Consider the following 15,148-nt stretch of genomic DNA (forward strand, 5'->3'; position numbering starts at 1 on the left):
GATCCTTTCTTACACAATAGCTTGCTGATCATCAAAAAGCTCTAGCAGGGATCGGATACCCTCCCCGGTATGATAGTCGTAACGGATGATGCGAACCGCATCGATGCCGACTTGATTCGGCGCCCACACATCGTTCGTTTCGTGATCACCAATATAAAGGACATCCTTGGCCTCTACACCCGCACGCTCCAGGGCAAGTTGGAAAATCGCCGGATCCGGCTTCTCAAGACCAACCTCTGTCGACACGAGGACAGGATCAAAATAGTGCAGAATTCCTTTATCCTCTAAAATAGCTTTCAATGTCGGTGCAAAATTGCTAATAATTCCTATTCTAAAGCCCTGGGCTTGAAGGCGCTCGAGAAAAGGCTTAACATCATCAAACAATTCATAATACTCTGGTGCGGTATAAATGTCGTACAGCTCGTGGCAGCAGTTGAAAATCTCTTCCTCTGTCCATTCCTCATGGATACCCAGCTTATGCAGCACATATTTATATAGGTTGACCCAGAATTCACGATCTGACTCCGGAGAACATACAATAAAGTTATCTTGCTTGTTCACATAATAAAATAGACGGAAAGCCTCCGTAAACAGTTCACTAATATGATCCTCATCCCGCTCCACAGCGCGCAATTGCAGGTACTGTTTCAAAATGGTCTGGGCGGCAGGAATCGTTAATAATGTGTCCCCGGCATCTAAGTAAATCATTGGATATTCCTGAATGGATTTAGACATACAAACTCCTTCATGTTCTCAAAAATAGCACTTTTAATAGTTTACCACATTTACGAATGGATGAGAAAAACCACAAAAAAGCCTCCTCCCGGATGTCCGTGAGAAGGCGGTTTACTTCCTTTTGTTAATCTTAAATAGGATTAAACATCTCTAATATGCGTTTGGTCAAAATTCGGCGGATTGAACCAGTTACCCCCACTGGCCACCCAAGTGGAATCCAGAGGCACCCAAATTTTGGACTCTTTCAGATACACCTCGTTCCAAGCATGAGGTCCATAGCTGCCCTGCCCGTCATAGCCAAGGCCCGTTACGACTTTCACATCCAGACCTACAGCCCTTGCCATTTGAGCGTATAATCTTGAGTAATCGATACACACGCCTTCCTTGGTGTTGAACGTATCTTCCGGTGTCTGTTCCTTCCAGATGCGCTGTTCTTCATACAGCTTCACTTTATCCCAATCGTAGTGGACTCGGGTGCCCACCCATTGGTACAGCAGCTTCGCCTTCTCTTCGTCCGTGGTTCCGCTGGCGGTGACTTCTTTGGCCTCATCTACGATGTTGCCTGGGACTTTCGCATCCAGAACTTCATATTTCCGCTGTAAAATATTCGTAAATTCCTGCTCCACCGCCCGGGTAAATACCGGCACCTTATCGGCGATGAAATCCCCGGTGAAGGGAGAAATGACTTCCTTCGCCCCTTTTTGATACATCTGAGAAGACTCGATATAGGGGGTTACCATCGAATGCGGGAATAGAGTTACATAAATGAACAAAACGGCAATAAGAATGAGCGCACGAGCAAAACCGGCCACAGAGCCGATGGCGCCCCCGGAAATCGAGGAAATAAACGAATGGCTGCGTTCCCGATAAGGGTCACGATGAACCAGCCGTGGTCCGATGAGCGGATCAATCAGCAGGTTCAGGAGCTGCTTCACAATCATATAGCCGAGCAAAAACAATACGCCGAAACGCAGTAACGGGAAATCACGAATGCTTGTCAAAGCCGTATAGTACGCTTGTTTGAGAGCGCTAATCTCTACGGATGGCACCTGCAGATTCTGGCCCTTCAGCCAGGTTTGAAGCAAAGGGGATACGAGCTGCACACCTTTCCACGCAACGAACATGGACAAGATGACGACGACCGCTTCCACGAGCATGGAGAGCAGATGTTTGGCAGACCCGGACCCGCCCCGGAAAAAGCCCTGAAGGACAGAGCCCGCGAAAGTGAGCACAATCACAATGGATATGAAGTTTATGGAATTGGCTTTGAACCAGCTAATATCCGCCATGAGCGCTCACCATCCTTACTAATTTTTCAGCTATCCTGCGTTTTTCTTCGCCTGCTCAATGAAAGCATTCACTGCCGCATTCGCATTCATTTTAAAAGTTTTGCCTAGGAAAGTAACCTGCACTTCATCGCTTCCAGCTTTACCTTCAACTTTCAGACTCTTCGTTGAAACGATAAAAGAACCGTCTGGATTTGCTTTGAATTGCGCTTCCTTGGCTTCCGAAGTTAACGCATTGATCGCTTTATCTTTGACCTCATCGCCAACCTGGGATACGACGCTTGTCCCAATATCCTTTATTTTATCCTTATAACTTGCTCCATAAACGACGAGAGCACCAACTACGACAAGGACAACAATCCATTTAACGACCGTTTTTACAATCCCGATAACAATAAATAAAACAATAATAGCAGCAACTAGTAAATACCAACGATCCTGTGCAAATGAAATCCACTGATCCAAAAGAACCCCTCCTGTTTATCCAAAAGTCCATCCCTATCATACTACAGGGAATCCTTAGTCTTCATCCCTTTTTTTCTTTAACTGCGCCAGTTTTCGCTGAATTTCATCCGTTTGATCCACGCTACCTCTCGTTTTGCGAAAGGACTGCCGGAGCCGGAATACTAGAAATACGGCGACGCAAGCAAGTAAAAGAATCACATAAGCATCCATAACTTCCTCCATCCCAATTGTGTCAATTATACGGAAAGGTCATATCCATCGGACGAGCGGCGTACATCTTAAGAAAGAGACAAGTCTAAACAAGGTGGTGAGCACATGCGAACAGCCCTTTGGCTGTACTTATTTATGTTTGTGGCTTTTTTTGATTTGCACGCACAGTACCCGATTCTGTCACCTTTCGCCTTATCCTTAGGGGCCGCTCCTTCCTTCATAGGGCTAATCATGGGCGTATACTCGATCACGCACTTGCCTGGCAATCTCATCGCTGGCTATGGCGTGGACAAATACGGCAGCAAATTTTTCATTGTCTTTAGCCTGATTGTAGCAGGGATCATCTTACTTTTTCAATCGAATGTAAAAGATCCATGGCACCTGCTCTACATTCGTTCCATAAGCGGCTTTGTGCTTGCCTTCTTATCTCCGGCCTGCTTGTCACTGCTGGCACGCATCGCCAAAGACCGCATCCAACAGAGTAAGCTGATGGCGGGGAACGGCCTGATCCACACGTTAGCTTCCGTGGTTTCTCCTGCTGCTGGAGCCATCCTGGTTGCCAAAATCGGTTTTACAACCGCTTTTTCCGTGTTGGGCTGGATTCTGATCATAACGGGATTCCTCGCAATCTTTGGCGTCAAAGAGAAACAGCTGCTGAGCCAATCCGCCGGCAAACTTCCAGTTTTGGATCATCACGGCCACGGAATGCCGGATGAAGATGCCAACTTTCCTGTCGGCGCGTCCGTTCCTTGGCTATTTTTTCTTATTCCAATGGCGCTTTCCTGCTCTCAAGGCATTTTATTCTTTGAACTGCCGCTGATGGAATCCGCTAGAGAATCCATTCTCACCTCCGGCGTATTTTTTACATTAATCAGCTTGGGCGCTCTGCTAAGTATCTCATTCTGGTTCCTTAACAAAGTATCGCCATTCATCCGGACTGTCTGTGGAAGCTTGTCATTAGCTGTAGTTTTCTTCGGCTTAGCTATTCAGTGGGCTATCCCTTTACCTGTTTCCCTCTTCCTGATCGGAATGGCCAAAGGTGTCATTTATCCTGCATTAGCTGCCTTGCTTGCCAGCATTACCAGCAGCAGCCGTTATGGCCGCGTCTTTTCTTTGCTTTCGATCTCTTATTCCGTTGGCGCCTTCATCGGCCCTATGATGGCGGGGCAGCTTCGCGACCATATTTCCTCTTATTTCATCGCCTTCTTCATTCTCATGCTGGCACTTTCGCTTTTACCCTTGCGATCATTTAAAGCGCCAGTTACGACATAACGCTTCCTGTTCATGGCGGCTTGACCTGTGCAAGCCGTCTTTGCGCTGTCAATCTCTGTCATTTCCCGGGAAATGGCAGCGTATTATTTATGCAAACGTCGAATGGAATCCTTGGATCACTGCCAAAAACGGGTTATACTACAAAAAAACCAGATGGAGGATAACCCATGTCGATCACAATCATTGTCGAAGGCAAAAACGACAAAAGCCGCTTAAAGCGCGTCGTTGACGATAGCGTCCAGATCCTTTGCACCTTCGGAACACCTAGCTCGCAAACCTTGGAGGAACTACGAAAAAAAGCCGGAGACAAGCAAGTTTATTTGTTTACGGACAATGACTCTTCGGGTAAAAAAATACGTTTCCTGCTGCGGGATACGTTCCCGGATGCCGAGCAAATCTATACGCGCAAAGGGTATGCGGGTGTCGAAGGAACACCTGAAGAATACCTGATTCAGCAATTAGAAAAAGCAGGCCTGGAGGAGTATATTATCTACCCTTCACCAGATCCTGCTTTTGAATAGTTGATGCCGTTAACTTATTTCTCTTTGGACAAGGTCACCACATCTTTGACAATATGGTCCGCATCGAGTTCCGGATTGCTTGCATCGTAATAATTGCGCAATTTCCCTTTTTTATCAACAAGTAAAATAGCATTGGAGTGAGAGAAGTTTCCGTCCTTCTCCTTAATGACCATGATGCCGAAGTCCTCAGCCAGCTTGTGGGTCTTAGCCTCTTCTCCACGGAGGAACATCCATCCGCTTGGATCAGGTTTGGACTCAAACTTGCTTCCGAACTCCTTCAGAACAGCCGGTGTATCCCGGTTCGGATCGACGGTGATCGAGATAATTTCGGATTTTGTGCCGAACAGCTCTTTTTTCTTCAGGGCATCCTGGACTTGCGTCAGCAGGAAAGTTGTCGGCATGCAAACGTCCGGGCAAAAAGAATAGAAGAAATAAACGAGCCTTACTTTGCCATCCGTATCAGCTGAAGCAACGGTTTTCCCATCCAGGTCTTGCAATTGAAAAGAAGGAGATTGCTTCATCGCCGTCAAGCGTTGATCCGGTTCGCTGCTGTTCACCCACAGCTTATAGGCAAAAGAAGCAATCATCGCAATCAAGATAGCGCCAAGCGCCAGCTTGAACCAATTTTTTTCAAAAAATGTACTCATTCTTGTCATCCGTCCTTCACTAGCTAATCTTTACCGTATCAATGACCATGAGGATCGATAAAAGTGTTAGATACATAATCGAGAAAAGAAACATGCGTTTCGCCCATACAACTTCAGCTTCACCTGTTGCTTTGAACCCCTTCACGCTCATGAACACCCAGATTAATCCGAGAATCGTGGAGCCAATTAAGAAGAGGTATCCTTCATATCCGTAAGCGGTCAACATAACGGTAACCGGAACAAGCAGGACCACATAACGGACCATGGAAATCTTGGTCACGTAAGATCCTTTGACGACCGGTAAAAGCGGGAATCCAGCAGCCCGATATTCTTCCATGCGGCGAATGCCCAGCGCCCAGAAATGCGGAGGCTGCCATAGAAATAAAAAGAGGAACACCAGGATAGCACCTAAATCAACCGTACCGCTAACTGCGCAGTAGCCGATGACCGGTGGCGTCGCACCAGAGAATGCGCCTACAAACGTGCTCCAGACGGAGGTTCTTTTGAACCATGCGGTGTAGAGCCAGACATACAGGAACAAGCCGATTAACCCGATCAACGTTGCCAGTGGGGATGCCGCTCCAAAGTAGAGGACAGCCAGTCCGATCGTTCCCAGAATTATGCCGTACCATAACACGACATTGGGTCCGAGTCGTCCACTTGGCAGCGCTCTGTTCTGCGTCCGCTCCATTTTGGCGTCCATTTCACGGTCCAAGTAGTTGTTCAGCACCGTACCGCCAGCCATAACTAGAGCCGTTCCGAGCATGGTAAAAAATAAATGGGCCCAACTTACGTCCCAGCGAGCGGCCATCCAATATCCGGCGAAAGCCGTCATTAGGTTGGAATAAATAATCCCTGGCTTCACCAAGCGATAAAAATCCTTTAACGTCACAGGCTCTGCAGATGTTGACTTATTAACCGCATCTATGGCTTCGTTCCGAGCGGAACCTGGTGTCGAATCGTTAGAAACGCTTTCGTAACTAGCTTGATTTTCCACATCTTGCCCTCCTCTATATCGAACTTCCGAGCTCATTCAATTATAATCTTATTTATCATACCAACCCCTACACGGTTTGACAATGAAGTGGGGGCAGTTGTCATGATATTGTCGATTCTCCTTCCAGTATGCGTGTAAATTAAACTTACCATTCTCTCCCAATGGAAAAAAGACCGCATTCTCGGTCATACCAAGCCATTCCGTTGTGTAAAACTCCAGTTCCCCCGCCAACGAGCACAGGTGCCGCCACATCGCGCGGTAGTGAAAAGTGGCTTCGTCATCCTTATGAGACGAGCGCTTGTTAAGAGCCTGATTGGAGCGCCACTAAAAACTTTGCGTTACTGAGACACTTGGCGGAGGTAACCTCATACCATACACCTTTGGAGAACTACAGGCCACTATTCTAGCAAATTCAGCCCGTTCCGCTTTCGAGCGGAACAACAGGGCCTTATTTGACCGCCTAATTCCGTTTTCTTTAAGAAAACGGACAAATAGCGGCCCACAGTTCCCCTCCGCACGAAAAAGAGCCTATTTCGCTGAAATAGTGGCCTGTAGTTCCCCTGGCAGGGAGAAGCCGCCTAAAGGATAGTTGCAAACCCCAAAGACATATAAATCCCAGCACGTCAAAAAAGGAGCCCTCAGGGCTCCTACCGACCTATTTATTAACCATTAATGGGGTTAAAGCAAGCAAGCTGCGGCGTAATTCCTGCCAGGCTTGAGCAAGGGCATGCTGCAATTGCCAGGCATGCCGCCCCATGACCGTGACAATGATCCCGTGTTTATACGTGAGGCTGGCACCGACACGTACTTGTTTAATGCCATTCATCTTCTCCAGGCAAGCCAGCAGGCCATCCAGGTGCTTCTGCCCAAGCTGATCCGAGAAGATATACAAATTCCCAAGATGCGTTTCCTGCTCCCAACTCCCAGGGGCTGTGAGCTGCATATGTCCGGGCTCGATTCTCTGGTTCTGATAATAAATCAGTTCCGTGCCGTACCAAACTTTCATTCGATTGGTATAACGCGAGTACTGAAAAATCTCTCCCCTCTGCGTTCGTCCCGGGCAGAGCACATCAGAGAATATGCACGCAGCTCCTGGAGCAAGATGCACCTCCGTTTCGGAGAATAGTTGTGCATCTCTGTAAAGCATAAGCGGCTCGGGGATGTACTCCAGCAGCGCTCCAGACGCCACATGCAGCGACTGGCGCTGCGTGCTTCCTTGCTCCCCCAGGGAAGGATGAACCTTCGTGAACGACTGGTTCGTTAGAAAAACACGTGCGCCCTCTTCAAGGCGCACGTTGATTTCGTAATGATCCCCTGACATCAGTCCCGGGGAGCAGTCCATCATATAAACGCCCAGTTGTTCCACGGGCTGCTCTCCGGTGAACGTATCGTTCTCATAACGGAACGTTTTGGCGATTTTGAGCGGGGAGGCGTGATATTTGTGAACCAGCTGCGTGAAGCCGCTGCGTACCGCAAATGCTGCCTGGATCTCCCCGGTCACCTTAGGCATGGCTGAACTCCTGCTCCACCCATGTCACAATATCATCAAGACCTGTGCCGCCCATCAGGTTGGAGAAAATATACGGACGGTCGCCGCGCATTTTCTTCGTATCCGAGTCCATGACGTCCAGGCTGGCGCCGACATACGGAGCCAAATCGATTTTGTTGATGATGAGCATATCGGATCTCATAATGCCAGGCCCGCCTTTGCGCGGAATTTTCTCCCCTTGCGCAACATCGATAATATAGATGAAGCGATCTACTAATTCCGGGCTAAAGGCTGCAGCCAAATTATCGCCGCCACTCTCGATGAATATGATATCGAGATGCTCAAAACGCTGCTCCAGCTCTTCAATCGCTTCGAAATTCATGGAAGCATCTTCACGAATCGCCGTATGTGGGCATCCTCCGGTCTCCACCCCGATAATGCGATCTTCGGGCAACGCCTCCGAACTGATCAGAATCCGAGCATCTTCCTTCGTATAGATATCATTCGTAATTACCGCAATACTGAAACGGTCGCCAAGTTTGCGTGCCAGACGCTCGACCAAAGCTGTTTTGCCGGAGCCGACAGGCCCGCCGATACCAATACGCATTGGACGGCTCCGATCGACAGCCGGTTTCTCCCATTGATGGTGATGATGATGACCTTGTCCTTGACACATAGTTATTCCTCCTTGAATTTGAATTAAGACATGAACAACCGCGAATAGAGGGTCTCGTGCTGCATCATCGCCAGATCAGCCGAGGGTGAATTTGTGTAGGCATCCATAGGATCTAAATGAGCTACGCGCTGCCACTGGCTTCCGATCAACGGAATTACCTTGGCGAGCAGCATTTGGCCTTGCGTTTGCCCCATGGACATAAGCCTGAGAGCACTGTTGATACACGTCATTACACAGCTGTACAGGTATCCCTCCACCGCTTGATCCAGCGGAACGCCGAGGTGATAGCTCACCCATCCATGTACCATCGGATGATTGGCACTGCAGCGCCCGTCCTTCACGGCTTCGTCTAATGACTTCCAATCCAGTCCGGGATACATAGCCCGGGATAACTGCAGCAGTCTGCGTCCCATCTTCTGAACGCCGCTTCTCGCCTCACTGGATACCCGCTGCACATGCAGCATGTGGTCTATTGCCCAAAGCTGATCCCACTCCCCTCGGGGAATATGGGTGTAGGCTGCTTTGATCACCATTGCATCAGACGATGACCAGCTGTGGAGGAGCATGGTATTAATGTAAACCTCAAGCTCATCGACGGTTTCCAGACGCCCTTGCTGAACCAACGTTTCCAAGCCGAAGGAATGTGAAAATCCCCCAATCGGCAATGCTGAATCTAGAAGCTGCTGATAGGCAAGCCAGTGAAACTTTGGGGCTGCTGCTTCTTGCTGAGTGTCCGCTGCCCGCTGTGTCTCATCCATGAGCATCACCTACATTTTTTTAAAATAGGAAATATAATTGCGCCATCGGAAGCTTCGTCGCCGGCTCACAGGTGATGGCTTCGCCATCCACTTTGACTTCATAAGTCTCCGGGTTCACTTCTATGGAAGGCGTCTCGTTGTTATGAATCATGTCTTTCTTCGAAATTTCGCGACAGCCCTTCACAGGCTCAACCCGCTTCTGTAGACCGAGTCTCTGCGCGATGCCATTGTCATAAGCTGTTTGAGAAACGAACGTCATCGAGCTTTGGGTCAAAGCTTTGCCGAAAGCCGCAAACATCGGCCTTCCGAACACAGGCTGCGGTGTTGGAATGGACGCATTGGGATCTCCCATTTGCGCGTAGGCAATGCTGCCGCCTTTGAGCACCAAATCGGGTTTAACCCCGAAGAACATCGGGCTCCAAACCACTAGATCCGCAAATTTGCCTGGCTCGATGGAACCAACCAAATGCGAAACGCCATGCGTAATCGCAGGGTTAATCGTATACTTGGCAATGTATCGCTTGATGCGGAAATTGTCGCCTTCCTCCGTATCCGGAGCGAGCGGTCCCCGCTGTTTCTTCATCTTATCCGCCGTTTGCCAGGTGCGGATGATGACCTCGCCAACCCGGCCCATCGCCTGCGAATCCGAGCTCAGCATGCTGAACACTCCGAGATCATGCAGAATATCCTCGGCAGCGATCGTTTCCGGGCGAATCCGCGAATCGGCAAATGCCACATCCTCAGGAATCCGGCTGTCCAAATGATGACAAACCATGAGCATATCCAAATGCTCTTCAATCGTATTAATCGTGTAAGGGCGTGTCGGATTGGTCGAAGACGGCAGTATATTCAGCTCAGCAGCAGCCCGGATAATATCCGGCGCATGCCCTCCGCCTGCTCCTTCCGTATGATACGTGTGGATGGTACGGCCTTTGATAGCCGCCAGCGTATCCTCCAAAAATCCCGCTTCATTTAATGTATCCGTATGAATGGCGACCTGGACGTCATATTGATCGGCTGCCTTCAGGCACGTGTCAATCGCTGCCGGTGTCGTTCCCCAATCTTCATGCAGCTTCAAACCGATGGCGCCCGCTTCAATTTGTTCAATTAATGGCGCCAAGAACGAGGAATTTCCCTTCCCTGTGAATCCCAAGTTCATCGGGAACGCTTCAGCAGCTTCCAGCATCCGCTGCATATGCCAGGCGCCGGGCGTGCAGGTTGTTGCATTCGTGCCGGTCGCCGGTCCTGTGCCGCCGCCGATCATCGTCGTCACGCCGGAGGACAGCGCCGTTTCGATCTGCTGAGGGCATATATAATGAATGTGAGCATCAATGCCTCCAGCCGTCACGATTTTACCTTCGCCAGCAATGACCTCCGTGCTTGCTCCGGCAATCAGATTCGGGTGCACACCATCCATAATATCGGGGTTGCCGGCTTTGCCAATTCCGACGATATGTCCATCTTTGATTCCGATATCACCTTTCACAATGCCCCAATGATCGATAACGACAGCGTTCGTGATCAGCGTGTCAAGCACGCCTTGATCCCGGGTGGCGCCACTGGACTGTCCCATGCCGTCCCGGATGACTTTCCCACCCCCAAATTTGCATTCGTCCCCATAAACAGTGTAATCATGTTCAATTTGCGCCCATAATTCCGTATCCGCCAACCGAATAGCATCGCCGGTCGTAGGCCCGAACATCAACGCATAGCTCTTACGATCTATTTGACTCACACGCTTTTCCCCTCCCATGCCTGCCATCTTGCCCTCGTCTCAGCGGACATCTGGTCCTTAACCGCCAACCCTTCGCTCAAGTTATTTAGCCCATAGGACAATTTGGCTCCGCCCAACTCGACAAGCTGAATCGGTTTTTGCTCGCCAGGCTCGAACCGGACGGCCGTCCCCGCTGGAATATCCAGATGCATGCCAAAGGCCAGTTCTCTGGGAAACGCCAATGCTCGATTCACTTCAAAAAAGTGATAGTGGGAGCCCACCTGAATAGGCCGATCTCCTGTGTTCGTGACGATGATTTCGACGGTTTGTCTGCCTTTATTCATTTCTATAACGCCCTTGTTAATGCGATATTCTCCCGGAACCATCTTCTCGCCCCTTTCGATCGAATCATTCATTTCATTAGGTAATGGGTTGGTGAACCGTCACCAGCTTCGTACCATCGGGAAATGTAGCTTCTACCTGTACGTCATGAATCATCTGAGGAACACCTTCCATAACTTGCTCTGCTTTCAAAATGGTCGTACCGAACGCCATCAGCTCGGCAACCGTCATGCCATCTCTGGCGCCTTCCATAATTTCAGATGTAATAAGTGCAATACTTTCGGGATAATTCAGCTTTACGCCTCTAGCCAGTCGCCGCCTTGCTAAGTCTGCAGCTACCGTTATGAGGAGCTTTTCTTTCTCACGTTCGGTTAAATGCACATCATCACCTCTTCAAAAACCGAATAATGGGATTCTTTTACACTTATTATATTCGGATATTTCATGCTTGTAAATCTTCAATGTCATATTAATTAACATAAAACACGTGATTATTCTAATTATTTTCCATATTTTATATTTCAAGCACAAAGAATTTGCATTTCATTGTGCATGAATCACAAAACGAAAACCAATTTATGTTATGAATATTGACATTAACCTTTTGCCCACTTTATCATAAGCCTTGTAATCCAAATCTTGTAAGTAAGGGAGTGGGACGAATCATGAGAGAGATAAGAAACAAGGGGAAGCTCACCGTCGCTTTAAGCATGGCATTGATGTTGGTCGCAACGGGCTGTGCAAAGTCGGAGCCTACTGCAACCACCGCAGCAACGAAGGCGGCAGAAGTCAAAACGGAAACGAAAGACGAGACTGTACCTGTTGGTATTCTTCACTCTCTGACGGGCACGATGTCCATTAGTGAAGTATCTGTACGAGATGCGGAGTTAATGGCGATTGATGAAATTAATGCAGCTGGGGGACTCTTAGGCAAAAAACTAAAGCCCGTCATTGAAGACGGCGCATCCGATTGGCCTACTTTTGCAGAGAAAACTAAGAAGTTACTGCAGAAGGACAGTGTTGTGACAATTTTCGGTTGCTGGACGTCAGCCAGCCGTAAAGCGGTCCTTCCGGTCGTCGAGCAAAACAAAGGATTATTGTGGTATCCGGTTCAGTATGAAGGCGTAGAATCCTCACCGAACATTTTCTATGTCGGCGCAACAACGAACCAACAAATTATCCCCGCTGTAACCTGGCTCCTCCAAAACAAAGGCAAGAAGTTCTACCTCCTCGGTTCTGACTATGTTTTCCCAAGAACAGCCAACAAAATTATTAAAGAGCAGCTGAAAGCCGAAGGCGGCACCCTTGTCGCTGAAGAGTATACGCCGCTTGGCCACACGGATTACAACACAATTATTAGCAAAATCAAAAAAGAGAAGCCGGATGTTGTTTTCAATACGCTCAATGGCGATAGTAACGTAGCTTTCTTCAAGCAATTGAAAGACGCTGGCATTACGGCCAAAGACTTAACAACCATGTCGGTTAGTATCGCCGAGGAAGAAGTTCGCGGTATTGGAGCTTCTGTTCTGGATGGACACTATACAGCTTGGAATTACTACCAAACTACGGATACTCCGGAGAACAAAAAATTCGTTGAAGCCTACAAAGCGAAATACGGCAAAGACCGCGTAACGGATGATCCGATCGAAGCCGGTTACACCGCCGTTTACCTATGGGCAGAAGCCGTTAAAAAAGCAGGCTCTTTTGATGTAGAAAAAGTAAAAGCAGCGGCCAAAGGCATTGAGTGGTCATCACCGGAAGGCAAAGTTACCATCGATGGCGAAAATCAGCATATTTCCAAAACAGCGCGTATCGGCCAAATCGGCGCTGACGGGCTAATTAAAGAAGTATGGAATTCCGGTCAACCGCTGAAACCGGACCCTTTCCTCAAAACGTATCCATGGGGCGGCGAAGTAACGAAGAAATAAAGCTCACCGATAGGATTGCTCTTGAAACCAGGTCTGCCTGACGGCAGCCCTGGATTTCACTATTTTACTCGGGGTTCATTAAGGGGGAAGCATCGTCATGAGTTTGCTGCTGCTTCAATTATTCAACGGCCTAAGTCTCAGCTCCATCCTGCTCCTGATTGCTATTGGGCTTGCCATTACATTCGGACTTATGAATGTCATGAATATGGCTCACGGTGAGTTTATTATGATCGGAGCTTATATGGCCTATCTGGTCCAGCACGGGTTCCAGAAGTTCCTGCCCGCCTCAGCTTTCGGCTGGTATTTCGTCGTTTCACTCGGGGTCGCCTTCGCTGTAGCCTTCCTCGTCGGATGGCTGCTGGAGGTTTGCCTCATACGGTTCATGTACGGCAGGCCATTAGACAGCCTGCTTGCCACATGGGGCGTCAGCTTAGCCCTGCAGCAGGTGGCCCGATCCATATTCGGCGCGCCTAACGTCGCAGTGAAAGCCCCTGAGTGGTTGGAAGGAGGGCTGCGCCTTACAGCGGACCTCACGCTGCCTTACAAGCGCCTCTTCATTATTGCGCTGGTCGCGCTGTGTATCTTCGTTATCTATATGTACTTATATCACTCAGCAGGCGGCAGACGGATGAGAGCCGTGATGCAGAACCGCCAAATGGCTGCCTGCCTTGGCATTTCTACACGCAGAGTAGATGCGCAATCCTTCGCTTTTGGCTCAGGAATGGCCGGCATTGCCGGATGTGCACTAACCTTGGTCGGACCTATTGGACCAACGATCGGCACATATTACATCGTTGACGCCTTCATGGTTGTTGTGCTTGGCGGCATCGGGAAGCTGATTGGGACCGTCGCCGGAGCTTTGGGCATCGGCGTGTTCAATACCGCGCTCGAGTACACAACCAGCGCGACAATTGGCAAAGTACTTGTCTTCACACTGATCATCGCCTTCTTGCAATGGAAACCGATGGGACTTGTGACGATCCGTTCAAGATCCTTAGATTGAAGAAAGGATGTGGCATCTTCCATGCTTTTCGCCGGACAATCCAAGTTGAAACTGATGGTTTACACCGTTTTTTTAATCGTGTTGGCTTTTGCTCCACTGTATTTGTCTGATTTCCGCCTTTCGCTTCTCGGCAAGTTTCTCGCCTATGCCATTATTGCCATGGGAATTGATCTGATTTGGGGTTACACCGGCATCTTGAGTCTCGGACATGGCGTATACTTCGGGCTCGGCGCCTACTGTATGGCGATGCATCTAAAACTAGCCGCGAGTCCGGGAGAGCTGCCTGATTTCATGTCCTGGAGCGGTGTCGAAAGCTTGCCCTGGTTCTGGATTCCCTTCCATTCGGCAGGCGCGGCTTTTCTGCTAGCCCTCATCATTCCTATGATGGTCGCCTTCATTTTAGGTTATTTTACCTTTCGCAACCGGATTAAAGGCGCCTTTTTTTCCATCCTGTCGCAAGCTCTTGTCATTATTACAGTGACCTTATTCGTTGGCCAACAAGGATACACAGGGGGAACGAACGGGCTTACGAATTTCGACTCCTTTTTAGGCTTAAACCTGCAAGCAGAGTCAACAAAGTTGCTTTTCTTCTATCTCACCTTAGCTGTCGTTGCCATCGTGCTAATCCTATGCAGCCTGCTCGTCACCAGCCGTATGGGCAATATTCTGACCGCCATCCGTGATGGAGAAAATCGGGTTCGCTTCATCGGCTACAATCCGGTTACGTACAAAGTATTCATATACTGCACTTCTGCAGGATTGGCCGGACTCGCCGGCGTGCTCTTCGTACTTCAGGAAGGAATCATTTCCCCCGCTCAGATGGGGATTGTTCCCTCCATTGAAATGGTGTTATGGGTCGCTATTGGGGGACGTTCCACCATTGGAGGCGCTGTTCTGGGAGCTCTCGTGACCAACGCGGCCAAAACAACGTTCAGCGAAGCCTATCCCGCTTGGTGGCCCATCATGCTCGGCGCGATGTTCATTATTGTTGTGCTTTTACTCCCCAAAGGAATTGTCGGCACCATTACCCATTACACATCCAATTGGAAGAAGCCTGTGCTGCCTAAGCCGATTTCTTCCTCGCAAGAAGCCAGATAACCTGGCC

General features: G+C 49.1%; 17 protein-coding genes. 5 read left to right on the forward strand and 12 right to left on the reverse strand.

Annotation, left to right across the window (positions count from 1 at the left end; translation table 11 throughout):
• Positions 1 to 9: 9 nt before the first annotated feature.
• The 4 genes from PCH02S_RS11220 to PCH02S_RS35710 all read right to left on the reverse strand — a co-directional run bounded on the left by PCH02S_RS11220 (position 10) and on the right by PCH02S_RS35710 (position 2,696).
• Entirely contained in the window at positions 10 to 735 is a 726-nt protein-coding gene (locus tag PCH02S_RS11220) for an HAD-IA family hydrolase (protein WP_127452963.1), read from the reverse strand.
• A 140-nt stretch (positions 736 to 875) separates the two neighbouring features.
• On the reverse strand, positions 876 to 2,024 hold the full coding sequence (locus PCH02S_RS11225; RefSeq protein ID WP_127452965.1) for a transglutaminase domain-containing protein: 1,149 nt from the start codon (positions 2,022 to 2,024) through the stop codon (positions 876 to 878).
• 30 nt (positions 2,025 to 2,054) lie between these two features.
• The gene (locus PCH02S_RS11230) at positions 2,055 to 2,486 is read right to left on the reverse strand and encodes a hypothetical protein (protein WP_127452967.1); all 432 of its coding nucleotides are present in this window, start codon (positions 2,484 to 2,486) and stop codon (positions 2,055 to 2,057) included.
• 54 nt (positions 2,487 to 2,540) lie between these two features.
• Positions 2,541 to 2,696: a hypothetical protein gene (locus tag PCH02S_RS35710; RefSeq protein ID WP_164819522.1), complete on the reverse strand. Its 156-nt coding sequence runs from the start codon at positions 2,694 to 2,696 to the stop codon at positions 2,541 to 2,543.
• 105 nt (positions 2,697 to 2,801) lie between these two features.
• On the opposite strand from PCH02S_RS35710, the gene PCH02S_RS11235 reads away from it, so the two are divergent.
• Positions 2,802 to 3,968 carry an MFS transporter gene (locus PCH02S_RS11235; protein WP_127452969.1) on the forward strand — a complete coding sequence of 389 codons (1,167 nt, stop codon included), beginning with the start codon at positions 2,802 to 2,804 and terminating at the stop codon, positions 3,966 to 3,968.
• A 167-nt stretch (positions 3,969 to 4,135) separates the two neighbouring features.
• Positions 4,136 to 4,489 (forward strand): toprim domain-containing protein, encoded by a 354-nt coding sequence (locus tag PCH02S_RS11240; protein WP_127452971.1) that lies wholly within the window; start codon positions 4,136 to 4,138, stop codon positions 4,487 to 4,489.
• A gap of 14 nt (positions 4,490 to 4,503) precedes the next feature.
• On the opposite strand, the gene PCH02S_RS11245 is transcribed toward PCH02S_RS11240, so the two are convergent.
• The 8 genes from PCH02S_RS11245 to PCH02S_RS11280 form a co-directional block, all read right to left on the reverse strand.
• Positions 4,504 to 5,136 carry an SCO family protein gene (locus tag PCH02S_RS11245; protein WP_127452973.1) on the reverse strand — a complete coding sequence of 211 codons (633 nt, stop codon included), beginning with the start codon at positions 5,134 to 5,136 and terminating at the stop codon, positions 4,504 to 4,506.
• 19 nt (positions 5,137 to 5,155) lie between these two features.
• Entirely contained in the window at positions 5,156 to 6,133 is a 978-nt protein-coding gene (gene cyoE, locus PCH02S_RS11250) for a heme o synthase (protein WP_246069033.1), read from the reverse strand.
• A 655-nt stretch (positions 6,134 to 6,788) separates the two neighbouring features.
• Positions 6,789 to 7,643, reverse strand: coding sequence for an urease accessory protein UreD (locus PCH02S_RS11255; protein ID WP_127452977.1), 855 nt, complete (start codon positions 7,641 to 7,643; stop codon positions 6,789 to 6,791).
• Complete coding sequence (gene ureG, locus PCH02S_RS11260; RefSeq protein ID WP_127452979.1) at positions 7,636 to 8,298, reverse strand: urease accessory protein UreG; 663 nt, start codon at positions 8,296 to 8,298, stop codon at positions 7,636 to 7,638. The genes PCH02S_RS11255 and ureG overlap by 8 nt, the downstream gene beginning before the upstream one ends.
• A 23-nt stretch (positions 8,299 to 8,321) precedes the next feature.
• Positions 8,322 to 9,056 carry an urease accessory protein UreF gene (locus PCH02S_RS11265; RefSeq protein ID WP_127452981.1) on the reverse strand — a complete coding sequence of 245 codons (735 nt, stop codon included), beginning with the start codon at positions 9,054 to 9,056 and terminating at the stop codon, positions 8,322 to 8,324.
• A 19-nt stretch (positions 9,057 to 9,075) separates the two neighbouring features.
• The gene (gene ureC, locus PCH02S_RS11270; RefSeq protein WP_127452983.1) at positions 9,076 to 10,791 is read right to left on the reverse strand and encodes an urease subunit alpha; all 1,716 of its coding nucleotides are present in this window, start codon (positions 10,789 to 10,791) and stop codon (positions 9,076 to 9,078) included.
• Positions 10,788 to 11,156 (reverse strand): urease subunit beta, encoded by a 369-nt coding sequence (gene ureB, locus PCH02S_RS11275; protein ID WP_127452985.1) that lies wholly within the window; start codon positions 11,154 to 11,156, stop codon positions 10,788 to 10,790. Before ureB ends, ureC begins: the two co-directional genes overlap by 4 nt.
• A 34-nt stretch (positions 11,157 to 11,190) precedes the next feature.
• Entirely contained in the window at positions 11,191 to 11,493 is a 303-nt protein-coding gene (locus tag PCH02S_RS11280) for an urease subunit gamma (RefSeq protein ID WP_127452987.1), read from the reverse strand.
• Positions 11,494 to 11,777: 284 nt separating this feature from the next.
• Between PCH02S_RS11280 and urtA the strand changes: the two genes are divergently transcribed.
• From urtA to urtC, 3 genes are all read left to right on the forward strand, one after another.
• Entirely contained in the window at positions 11,778 to 13,040 is a 1,263-nt protein-coding gene (urtA, locus tag PCH02S_RS11285; protein ID WP_246069034.1) for an urea ABC transporter substrate-binding protein, read from the forward strand.
• 97 nt (positions 13,041 to 13,137) lie between these two features.
• Positions 13,138 to 14,043: an urea ABC transporter permease subunit UrtB gene (urtB, locus tag PCH02S_RS11290; RefSeq protein ID WP_127452988.1), complete on the forward strand. Its 906-nt coding sequence runs from the start codon at positions 13,138 to 13,140 to the stop codon at positions 14,041 to 14,043.
• A gap of 21 nt (positions 14,044 to 14,064) precedes the next feature.
• Positions 14,065 to 15,141 (forward strand): urea ABC transporter permease subunit UrtC, encoded by a 1,077-nt coding sequence (urtC, locus tag PCH02S_RS11295; protein WP_127452990.1) that lies wholly within the window; start codon positions 14,065 to 14,067, stop codon positions 15,139 to 15,141.
• The last annotated feature ends 7 nt before the right edge of the window (positions 15,142 to 15,148 follow it).

It is taken from the genome of Paenibacillus chondroitinus NBRC 15376 (assembly GCF_004000765.1).
In the GTDB taxonomy this organism is placed as follows: Bacteria; Bacillota; Bacilli; order Paenibacillales; family NBRC-103111; genus Paenibacillus_E; species Paenibacillus_E chondroitinus.

Bases quoted from the DNA above. Each gene is read 5' to 3' on its own strand.
- urtC (WP_127452990.1), top strand. From the start codon at position 14,065: ATGCTTTTCGCCGGACAATCCAAGTTGAAACTGATGGTTTACACCGTT.
- ureB (WP_127452985.1), bottom strand. From the start codon at position 11,156: ATGGTTCCGGGAGAATATCGCATTAACAAGGGCGTTATAGAAATGAAT.
- PCH02S_RS35710 (WP_164819522.1), bottom strand. From the start codon at position 2,696: ATGGATGCTTATGTGATTCTTTTACTTGCTTGCGTCGCCGTATTTCTA.
- ureG (WP_127452979.1), bottom strand. From the start codon at position 8,298: ATGTGTCAAGGACAAGGTCATCATCATCACCATCAATGGGAGAAACCG.
- urtA (WP_246069034.1), top strand. From the start codon at position 11,778: ATGAGAGAGATAAGAAACAAGGGGAAGCTCACCGTCGCTTTAAGCATG.
- PCH02S_RS11255 (WP_127452977.1), bottom strand. From the start codon at position 7,643: ATGCCTAAGGTGACCGGGGAGATCCAGGCAGCATTTGCGGTACGCAGC.
- PCH02S_RS11245 (WP_127452973.1), bottom strand. From the start codon at position 5,136: ATGAGTACATTTTTTGAAAAAAATTGGTTCAAGCTGGCGCTTGGCGCT.
- PCH02S_RS11220 (WP_127452963.1), bottom strand. From the start codon at position 735: ATGTCTAAATCCATTCAGGAATATCCAATGATTTACTTAGATGCCGGG.
- PCH02S_RS11240 (WP_127452971.1), top strand. From the start codon at position 4,136: ATGTCGATCACAATCATTGTCGAAGGCAAAAACGACAAAAGCCGCTTA.
- PCH02S_RS11235 (WP_127452969.1), top strand. From the start codon at position 2,802: ATGCGAACAGCCCTTTGGCTGTACTTATTTATGTTTGTGGCTTTTTTT.
- urtB (WP_127452988.1), top strand. From the start codon at position 13,138: ATGAGTTTGCTGCTGCTTCAATTATTCAACGGCCTAAGTCTCAGCTCC.
- PCH02S_RS11265 (WP_127452981.1), bottom strand. From the start codon at position 9,056: ATGGATGAGACACAGCGGGCAGCGGACACTCAGCAAGAAGCAGCAGCC.
- PCH02S_RS11225 (WP_127452965.1), bottom strand. From the start codon at position 2,024: ATGGCGGATATTAGCTGGTTCAAAGCCAATTCCATAAACTTCATATCC.